This is a genomic window from Streptomyces sp. SID1328 (assembly GCF_009865595.1).
Taxonomy (GTDB): Bacteria; Actinomycetota; Actinomycetes; order Streptomycetales; family Streptomycetaceae; genus Streptomyces; species Streptomyces griseoluteus.
Genome location: NZ_WWKH01000464.1, coordinates 1 through 3332, shown reverse-complemented (window position 1 = coordinate 3332; position 3332 = coordinate 1). Strand labels below are relative to the sequence as shown.

The 3332-nt window shown below is 70.3% G+C and carries 3 protein-coding genes; 2 read left to right on the top strand and 1 reads right to left on the bottom strand.

Features of this window, described 5'->3' with window-relative positions:
- The coding region (locus GT030_RS14380; RefSeq protein WP_161201448.1) for a hypothetical protein at positions 1 to 1119 on the top strand (1119 nt) is incomplete at its 5' end.
- Between the two features lie 233 nt (positions 1120 to 1352).
- Positions 1353 to 2528 (top strand): glutathione-independent formaldehyde dehydrogenase, encoded by a 1176-nt coding sequence (locus tag GT030_RS14375; RefSeq protein ID WP_161201447.1) that lies wholly within the window; start codon positions 1353 to 1355, stop codon positions 2526 to 2528.
- A 99-nt stretch (positions 2529 to 2627) separates the two neighbouring features.
- Here GT030_RS14375 and GT030_RS14370 read toward each other — a convergent pair.
- The coding region (locus tag GT030_RS14370) for a short-chain dehydrogenase/reductase (RefSeq protein ID WP_161201446.1) at positions 2628 to 3332 on the bottom strand (705 nt) is incomplete at its 5' end.

Genomic DNA, 3332 nt, shown 5'->3' with positions numbered 1-3332 from the left:
ACGGTCGTGGCTCTCCTGGCGGACCCCGACGCGCCGACGGAGATCGCGCGGCGCCTGGCCCGGACCCTCCCCGACCGCCTCGCCGAAAAAGCGGGCGAGGGACGGCGGTTCGAGGTCCGCGTGGTCAGCGAGCCCTTCACCGCCGGGACGGAGGACCCGCCCACCCTGGTGCGCCGGATCATGAACCGTGCCAGGACGGAGGACTGGGACATCGTCGTGGCCATCACCGACCTTCCGCTCCACGTCCACGGGCGCAAACTCGTCGTGGAACTCAGCCACGAACACGGCCTCGCGCTGCTCTCCCTGCCCACGCTGGGCGGCCTGCGCCTGCAGACCAGAACGAGACGGGCCGTCGAAGAAGTCGTCCTCACCCTGGCCGTCCCGCAGACCACCGGAACCGATGGACATCCGCGGAGCCGGCCGCTGGGACGCTTCGTCAGCCGTCTCGCCCCCATCCACCCCGGCCCGGTCGACGAGGAAGAGACCGCGGATCTCCGATACGTCGTCGGCGGGCCGCGCGGCTACCTGAGAGTGCTCGTCGGCATGGTCCGCGCCAACCGGCCGTGGCGCCTGGTGCCGGGGCTGTCCAAGGCCCTGGCGGCCGCACTCGCCACCGGGGCCGTGGCCACCGTGAACTCCACCGTCTGGAGCCTGTCGCAGGCCCTGAGCACCCCCCGCCTGGTGATCGCCACGGTCGGGTCCGTCGTCATCATGATCGGCTGGCTGATCGTGGACGCGAAACTCTGGCATCGATCAGCCAATGCGCTGCCGGAGGAGAGGAAGAGGACGAGCCTCTACAACGCCTCGACCGTCTTGACCGTGGGTATCGGGGTGATCGTGTGTTACGTGGGGTTGCTGGCCGTCAACATGGTCTGGGCGCTGTTCATCCTCAACGACAAGGTCTTCGCCACCACGACCCAGAACCCGCTGCACCCCGCCGACTACTGGACGTTGTCCTGGTTCGTCGCTTCGATCGCCACGGTGGGCGGCGCGCTGGGATCGGGCCTGGAGAGCGACGAGGCGATCCGGGCAGCCGCCTTCTCCAAGCGCGAACAGGAACGTCGGGAGATGCTTCAGGACGACGACGACGACGATGACGAGGACCGGTCGGAGACCTGAGCCGGAGACTCGTCGGCGGTCGGCGGTCGGCGGGTCGGCGGGGCCCGAAAATTCAGCCGGCCGGGCGGTGAGTGGCTGTTTCGCGCCGGAGGCCGACGGGGACCCGGACGGCACGCCGCCGGGATGTAGAAGCTCCCTCTGGCGGCTCCACGGCGACACCGCCGTTCCACTCGATCCGGGTGAACGGCCCGCAGCGACGTGCCGCGGTCGTACCGCGGCCGAGAGAAGTCATCATGAGAGCAGCGGTATATGAAGGACCGCGAACGGTAGCGGTGAAGGACGTTCCGGACGCGAAGATCGAACACCCCTGCGACATCATCGTCAAGATCACCACCACCAACATCTGCGGTTCGGACCTCCACATGTACGAGGGCCGCACCTCGTTCGAGCCCGGCCGCACCTTCGGACACGAGAACATGGGCCAGGTCGTGGAGGTCGGCCCGGCGGTCCGCAAGGTCCAGGTCGGCGAGTACGTGGTGCTGCCCTTCAACATCGCCTGCGGCTTCTGCAAGCAGTGCGAGCGAGGACTCACCAACTACTGCCTGACCATGCAGCCGGAACCGGCCCTCGCCGGAGCCGCCTACGGATTCGCCGACATGGGTCCCTATCAGGGGGGCCAGGCGGAGCTGCTGCGCGTGCCCTACGGCGACTTCAACGCCCTGCGCCTCGGCGAGGACGCCGCCGAGCGGCAGACCGATTACGTGATGCTCGCCGACATCTTCCCCACCGGGTATCACGCCACCGAGATGGCCCACGTCAAACCGGGCGACCAGACCATCGTCTTCGGGGCCGGCCCCGTGGGGCTGATGGCGGCCTACTCCGCTCTCCTCAAGGGCGCCGGGCGCGTCTGGGTGGTCGACCACCAGCCCGACCGGCTGCGCAAGGCGGAGGAGATCGGGGCCATCCCGGTCAACAGTGCCGAGCAGGACCCGGCGGAGGTCGTCAAGGACGCCACCCTGGGTCTGGGCGCCGACAACGGCTGCGAGTGCGTCGGCTACCAGGCCCATGACGCCCAGGGACACGAGGACGCCAGCCTCACGGTCAACGGGCTGATCGACTCGGTCAGGTTCACGGGCGACATCGGCGTGGTGGGCGTGTTCCTGCCCGAGGACCCCGGCGGCGAGAAGGCCCAGAACGAGCTGGAGGCGCACGGCAAGGTCCCGATCGACTTCGGCCTGATGTGGTTCAAGGGCCAGCGCGTGGGCACCGGGCAGGCGCCGGTCAAGAAGTACAACCGAGCGCTGCGCGACCTGATCGCCGGCGGAAAGGCGAAGCCGAGCTTCGTCGTCAGCCACGAACTCGGTCTGGACCAGGCCCCCACCGGCTACGAGCACTTCGACGCCCGTGACGAGGGCTGGACCAAGGTCGTCCTGCATCCGAACGGACATGGGAACGGCCACCAGGGCTGAGGGACCCGGGGACCGTCGGCCTCCTCCCGGCCGGCGGTCCGTCCCACGGGCTGCGGCCGGCTGAAGACACGACCGCGTGTCCGACGGCCGCCCGCCTCCTCAGGCCCGCCCTCCCCGCCGCTCCTCGTCCGCCACTCCCCCGGCCCCCAGCAACCCCGTAGGGGGCAGCGTCCGCTCGGCCTGCAAGCGCGGCAGCGCCCGGCTGGAGACGTGCCGCACAACCGGTGGAAGAACCGCGCGCCCCCACTGGGCGAGCCGTAGCCAGGCCGGTACGTACACCGACGTGCGCCGGCGTTCCACCGCGCGGACCAGGCGTTCCGCGACCACCTCCGCCGGGTACACCTTGCGGGCCGGGGCCGGCATGTGGGCGCGGAGTTCGCGGAGGACGGGGTGGTGGTCGGCGTCGCGGGTCATGTCGGTGTCGGTCCAGTTGATGTAGGCGATGCCCACACCGACGGACTCGTGGGCGACCTCGGCCTGGAGGGAGCGGGCGAACGACTCGACGCCCGCCTTGGACGCGCAGTAGGCGCTCATCATCGGTGAGGTGCCGAACGCGGCCAGCGACGCCACCTGGAGGAAGTAGCCGGACGTGACCAGCAGGTCGTCCAGGAACGCCCGGGCGGTCAGGGCGCTGCCGACCAGGTTGACGTCGATCACCCGCCGCCAGGATTCGGGGGCGGACCCGGCGAAGGGTCCGCCCTCGGCGATCCCCGCGTTGGCCACGACGACGGACGGCCGCCCCAGCCGCTCCCGTACCTCCACCGCCGCGCGCTCCAGGCCACCGAAGTCGGTGATGTCGGCCTC